This window comes from Mycobacterium sp., from assembly GCF_035603715.1.
GTDB lineage: Bacteria > Actinomycetota > Actinomycetes > Mycobacteriales > Mycobacteriaceae > Mycobacterium.
In genome coordinates this window covers 1-5,279 of the sequence record NZ_DATNJW010000564.1, presented here as the reverse complement: position 1 = coordinate 5,279, position 5,279 = coordinate 1, and the positions used below count along the sequence as shown (strand labels likewise).

Genomic DNA, 5,279 nt, shown 5'->3' with positions numbered 1-5,279 from the left:
GCCGCGGGATCAGCGACGTGACGGTCGTCGTGGAGGTCGTGCCGGCATGATTGCTGCCGCCGCACCCCGCGACGAGCATCCCGACGCCCCACACGACAAACGTGGCCGCGAAGTGGCGCATCTGCTTGTTTCCCATTCTCGTCGTAACCCCGACCCAAGCGCGGCGCGATAGGCCCACGGCGTTGCCGGTCCGAGCCCGCGACCATAACCCTACCGCGCGCTGCGATGAGTAATACCAGGGCATTAGAGCAATTTTAGGCTTCGCTCAGTGATTCCCAATAGTGCGGAGATGGTTTGCGGAATACCCATATCCCGGAGCTCTAGTGTGTACCGTCGTGCCGTGTCCCTTCGGCGAGAAAGCCCGCTTCGTGGTCGACGACTCCGCATTCATGAGTCGCTGATGGAACGTGCCCTGATGAGCCCGCTCGGCTATCGGTTCCTGCTCCACCTGGCGCCGCGGATCGACAAGGTGCTGATTCCCCCGACAAACGGCCGGCTGAGCTCGATCGGAGTCGGCAGGGTGGGGCTGGTCACGACGACGGGCGCGAAGTCGGGGCTGCAGCGAACGCATCCGTTGACGTTGATGAACGACTCCGACGGGCTGCTCGCGATCGGGTCCAATTACGGACGCCCACAGCATCCGGCCTGGAGCGCCAACCTGCTGGCGCATCCCGAATGCACGGTCGAATTCATGGCGCCGACGGCGCAGTACCGAGCCGAGCTGCTCAGCGGCGACGCCCGCGCCGCGGCATGGGCCACCGCTGCCGATTTCTACGCCGGTTACGAGCGCTATCGCGCCAGTTGCGCACCGCGTCAGATCAGGGTCTTTCGCCTGCGACCCGCCGTCTGAGGCCTCGTATCGACCTCGGCGATCTGCGGTGTTCACGGCTTGTTCAGTTACTCGTCAGTGTTAGATCGTTGACCGCACACGAGGGCCAGTTTCGCTGGTCATATGCGTGTTGTTCAGGTCGCCAACTTCTATGGGCCTCGATCCGGCGGCCTTCGCACCGCCGTCGACCGCTTGGGCGCGGAATACTGTTTCGCGGGCCACGAGGTGTTTCTGATAGTCCCGGGGCGGCACGCCGAGCACAGTGAACTGTCCACTGGGGTTGTGCGAATCACGGTGCCCGCCAAGCTGATTCCGTTCACTGGTGGATACCGCGCCGTGCTGCCGGGTCCGGTCCGCACACTGCTGCAGAGCCTGCGACCCGATACCCTCGAGGTGTCGGACCGGCTCACGCTGCGATCGCTGGGTCGCTGGGGCCGCGACAACGGCGCGACGACGGTGATGATCTCCCATGAGCGCCTTGATCGCCTTGCGGGCCAAGTACTTCCGCGCCGCACCGCGCGGAGGTTCGCCGACTTCGCCAACCGGCGTACCGCCGCCAACTACGACACCGTGGTGTGCACCACCGGGTTTGCCCGCGAAGAATTCGACCGCATCGGCGCGACGAATACCGTCACCATTCCGCTCGGCGTGGACCTGGACACCTTCCACCCGTCGCGTCGTTCGGCCCTTGTCCGTCAGCGTTGGGCCGCACCGAACCAGATATTGCTGGTGCACTGCGGCCGGTTGTCGGTGGAGAAACGGGCCGATCGCAGCATCGACGCGGTTGCCGCGTTGTGCGACGCCGGAGTTGACGTCCGACTGGTCGTGGTGGGTGATGGCCCGCTGCGCGCCAGGCTGCAGCGGCAGGCCGCTCGATTGCCAGTCGATTTCACCGGCTTCATTTCCGACCGGCACAGCGTCGCCGAGCTGCTGGCGTCAGCCGACGTCGCGCTCGCACCGGGACCGCACGAAACCTTCGGGCTGGCCGCGCTGGAGTCGCTGGCATGCGGAACGCCGGCCGTGGTCTCCCGCACGTCCGCCTTGGGCGAGATCATCACCGCGGACAGCGGCGCACTGGCCGACAACAACCCAAGAGCGATCGCCGAGGCCGTCACCGCAATCGTCAGCCGCCCCGAAGAGCATCGCCGCGCCGCCGCCCGGCGCCGCGCTGAAATGTTCACCTGGCAACGAGCCGCGGTCGACATGCTGACGACGCTCGGGGCCGCGTCGCTGGACGACGACCCCGGCGATTCTCAGCACACCGCGTAGCTGTCTAACCGGAGTTGGCGGGTCCCACCTGGCCGGTCAACGGATTGACCTGGACGGTCATCGGCCCGGGTGCGTGCCGGCCTTGCGTCGCCGCGCGCTGCTGTGCCGCCTGCGCCAGCGCGTTGACCACCGGGTTGTTCTTCGCCATCTCACGGCGGTCCTCATCGGACAGCTCATAGAACGACCACAGGCCCCATGCGGCGGGCCGGATGTAAATCGTCACCTTCTGGTGCCGGCGCTTGTTCGCCGACAACACCGCGGGAACGGACACAACCCGGTCCAGAGTCGCGGAACTGACGAGCTCCTGAGCGAGCTTCTCCGTGTCCACCCCGTCTTGAAGCTCGTACACCAATGACTGGTGGGGGGTGTGGGATGGGCCCTGGAGGGCCAGGAACCACGCCATCGGCGTCTCCTTCGCTCGTGATCGTCAGCGTAACTGTAGGGGACGGCGTCAGTTCAGCGACAGGAATCCCGGCCGTACCGGGCCACCGCGACCGCGACGATCGCCATTGCCGCCGCGGCTAATTCGTGTCGGGGAATGCGACCTGGGCGGCCGGCGCACCACGGGCGACCACGACCGGCATCGACGTGGAGGAATTGGTCTGCAGGATCGTCTGCACCACCTCGATGAGATCCTCAACGGGCATCAGCTTGCCGGGCATGCAACCGCCCGACACCCACAGCGGGTAGGCCTGCATCGCCAGATCCATGTCCCAGCCCGCGTTCATTCCGGTTGCCGCGTCACCCTCGCCGCCCGCGCACTCCCCGACGACGAGGCATGTGAAGCCGACATCCGGATGCTCGGCCCGCCAGGCCTCCACGAGTCGTTCCAGCGCGGCTTTGCTGACGCCGTAGGCGCCGAGACCGGGCCAGGGCGGCCCGAAGGTGCCCGCGTCAGATGAGAGATAGACCGCTTTGCCCGCGGAGGCGGTCAGGTGCGGAATCGCCGCCGCCGTCGCCAGCGACGCGCCAATGACGTTGGTGTCGAAGATGCGCCGCCACGTGTCGGCGCCGGTGTCGACCATGCGAACGAGCGGGCTGATGGCCGGCGTGTAGATGAGGTTGTCGATACCGCCCAGCGCTTCGGCCGCCTGATCGAATGCCGACCGACACGACGCCTCGTCGGTGACATCGCATTCGACGGCGACGGCGCCTGAACCTGCTTCCTCAGCCGCGGCTTCAATGCGGTCGCGGCGCCGGGCCAGCAACGCGATCTGTCCGCCGCGTTGGGCTAGACCGACACCAATGCAGCGCCCGAGACCGCTCGACGCCCCAACGACCACTGTCCGTGACATATTCGCCCTTTCGTGTAACGCGCCCCGTTGCAGCCACAGCGTATCGGCCGCCGGATCGGCATTCCATACCCGGCCGATACCGCGTCACCCCGGTCGTCAATTCCGATGAGTGGGACCCGGTGTCCGGATAGTTGGCGGTCGGCGAATTGTGAGTTTAGACACGTTTTCAACGGGCTAACCGCAGCTCACATTGGAGGATCCTGTGTGCGCTACGCGCACCCTTAGGGCGGGAGTGTGATCGCAGTGAGCATGACTTCTTTCGCCGTTGCCGAGATTGGCTGCGACGAGCGCGACTACGACAACTGGCTCGGCACGCTGGTCCAAGCATCGGAGCGTCTCGACGTCCTGCAAACCGTGGTCAACGAGATGCGCCGGCTGTGCGAACGCGAAGACGTGGTCCAGAGCCGCCAGGTGATGGAGGTGCTCGAACGGCACGGCGCGATCACCTGAGCGGCCGTCCGTCTCGGTCCGTACCGTGAGCCAGATGAAGTATCTCCACATCGAAGGCGTCGGCAAGGTCAGCCGGGTCGGGCTGGGAACTTGGCAGTTCGGATCCCGCGAGTGGGGCTACGGCGATGATTACGCCGCCGGACCCGCCCGCGATATCGTCCACCGCGCACGCGCTTTGGGCGTCAACTTCTTCGACACCGCCGAGGTGTACGGGCTTGGCAAAAGCGAGCGAATCCTCGGCGAGGCACTGGGCGACGAGCGCGATCAAGTTGCGGTGGCCAGCAAGGTCTTTCCGGTCGCGCCGTTTCCCGCGGTGGTCAAGCAGCGGGCGCGCGCCAGCGCGCGGCGGCTGCAGCTCGAGCACATCCCGCTCTATCAGATTCACCAACCCAACCCGGTCGTCCCCGATTCGGTGATCATGCCCGGCATGCGTGACCTGCTCGACAGCGGCGCAATCGGCGCCGCCGGCGTGTCGAATTACTCCTTGTCTCGTTGGAAGCAGGCCGATGCCGCACTCGGGCGACCGGTCATCAGCAACCAGGTGGATTTCTCACTCGCCCGCCCGCAGGCACTCAAGGGTCTGGTCCCGTTCGCCGAGCAGGAGAACCGCGTGGTGATCGCCTACAGCCCACTGGCCCAAGGACTTCTGGGCGGCAAGTATGGCGTGGACAACCGCCCCGGCGGCGTTCGCGCGGTTAACTCGCTGTTCGGTACCGAGAACTTGCGCCGGATCGAGCCGCTGCTGCAGACGTTGCGCGACGTTGCCAGCGACGTCGACGCCAAGCCCGCGCAGGTGGCGCTGGCCTGGCTGATCAGCCTGCCCAATGTCGTTGCCATTCCGGGGGCATCCAGTGTCGAGCAGCTCGAATTCAACGTCGCCGCAGCCGATATCGAGCTGAGTGCGGATTCCCGCAAAGCCCTGACCGACGCCGCTCTTAGCTTCCACCCGGTGTCGACGACACGGTTCCTGGCCGACACAGTTCGGGAGCGGCTCGGCTTGCACTGAATTCTGCTAGCGCAAGCTCACCAGTTGGTCGAGCGTATCGATGGGCAACTCACCGTCGACGATGGCGGTGATCGTCATGGCGTTCAACGTGATCGCGCCGTGGTGATTGTCCAGGAACGCAGTGTCGGCGGCGTCGCGGCCGGTTGCGATGCGCACCATCGACTGCCTGGGCGCCAGGCAGGTCGCGTCGACGACCCGCCACTCGCCGTCGACGAACGCTTCGGCGACCGCGTGAAAATCCATCGGCTCACAGCCGGGTGCGTACACCGCCACCAAACGGGCCGGAATGTGCAGCGCGCGCAACATGGCGATCACCAAATGGGCGTAGTCGCGGCATACACCGGCGCCGGCCAGCAGCGTGTCGGCAGCGCCGTCGATCGGATCACTGGATCCTGGAACGTAATTCAGTCGCGTGCCCACCCACGATGAC

At 66.0% G+C, this 5,279-nt stretch carries 7 protein-coding genes; 4 read left to right on the top strand and 3 right to left on the bottom strand.

Going from position 1 to position 5,279, the window contains the following annotated elements; all coding sequences use genetic code 11:
* Positions 1-400: 400 nt before the first annotated feature.
* Positions 401-850, top strand: coding sequence for a nitroreductase family deazaflavin-dependent oxidoreductase (locus tag VN856_RS23070; protein ID WP_325693418.1), 450 nt, complete (start codon positions 401-403; stop codon positions 848-850).
* Between the two features lie 102 nt (positions 851-952).
* Positions 953-2,098: a glycosyltransferase gene (locus tag VN856_RS23065; RefSeq protein ID WP_325693415.1), complete on the top strand. Its 1,146-nt coding sequence runs from the start codon at positions 953-955 to the stop codon at positions 2,096-2,098.
* 4 nt (positions 2,099-2,102) lie between these two features.
* Here VN856_RS23065 and VN856_RS23060 read toward each other — a convergent pair whose 3' ends face one another.
* On the bottom strand, positions 2,103-2,501 hold the full coding sequence (locus tag VN856_RS23060) for a hypothetical protein (protein WP_325693412.1): 399 nt from the start codon (positions 2,499-2,501) through the stop codon (positions 2,103-2,105).
* A 118-nt stretch (positions 2,502-2,619) separates the two neighbouring features.
* The gene (locus VN856_RS23055; RefSeq protein WP_325693421.1) at positions 2,620-3,381 is read right to left on the bottom strand and encodes an SDR family oxidoreductase; all 762 of its coding nucleotides are present in this window, start codon (positions 3,379-3,381) and stop codon (positions 2,620-2,622) included.
* 255 nt (positions 3,382-3,636) lie between these two features.
* On the opposite strand from VN856_RS23055, the gene VN856_RS23050 reads away from it, so the two are divergent.
* Together VN856_RS23050 and VN856_RS23045 are read left to right on the top strand one after the other, a co-directional pair.
* The gene (locus VN856_RS23050; RefSeq protein ID WP_325693409.1) at positions 3,637-3,843 is read left to right on the top strand and encodes a hypothetical protein; all 207 of its coding nucleotides are present in this window, start codon (positions 3,637-3,639) and stop codon (positions 3,841-3,843) included.
* A 34-nt stretch (positions 3,844-3,877) separates the two neighbouring features.
* Positions 3,878-4,849 carry an aldo/keto reductase gene (locus VN856_RS23045; protein ID WP_325693406.1) on the top strand — a complete coding sequence of 324 codons (972 nt, stop codon included), beginning with the start codon at positions 3,878-3,880 and terminating at the stop codon, positions 4,847-4,849.
* 6 nt (positions 4,850-4,855) lie between these two features.
* Here VN856_RS23045 and VN856_RS23040 read toward each other — a convergent pair.
* Positions 4,856-5,279 (bottom strand): transglutaminase family protein (locus tag VN856_RS23040; protein WP_325693404.1); only part of this gene is annotated, 424 nt, incomplete at its 5' end.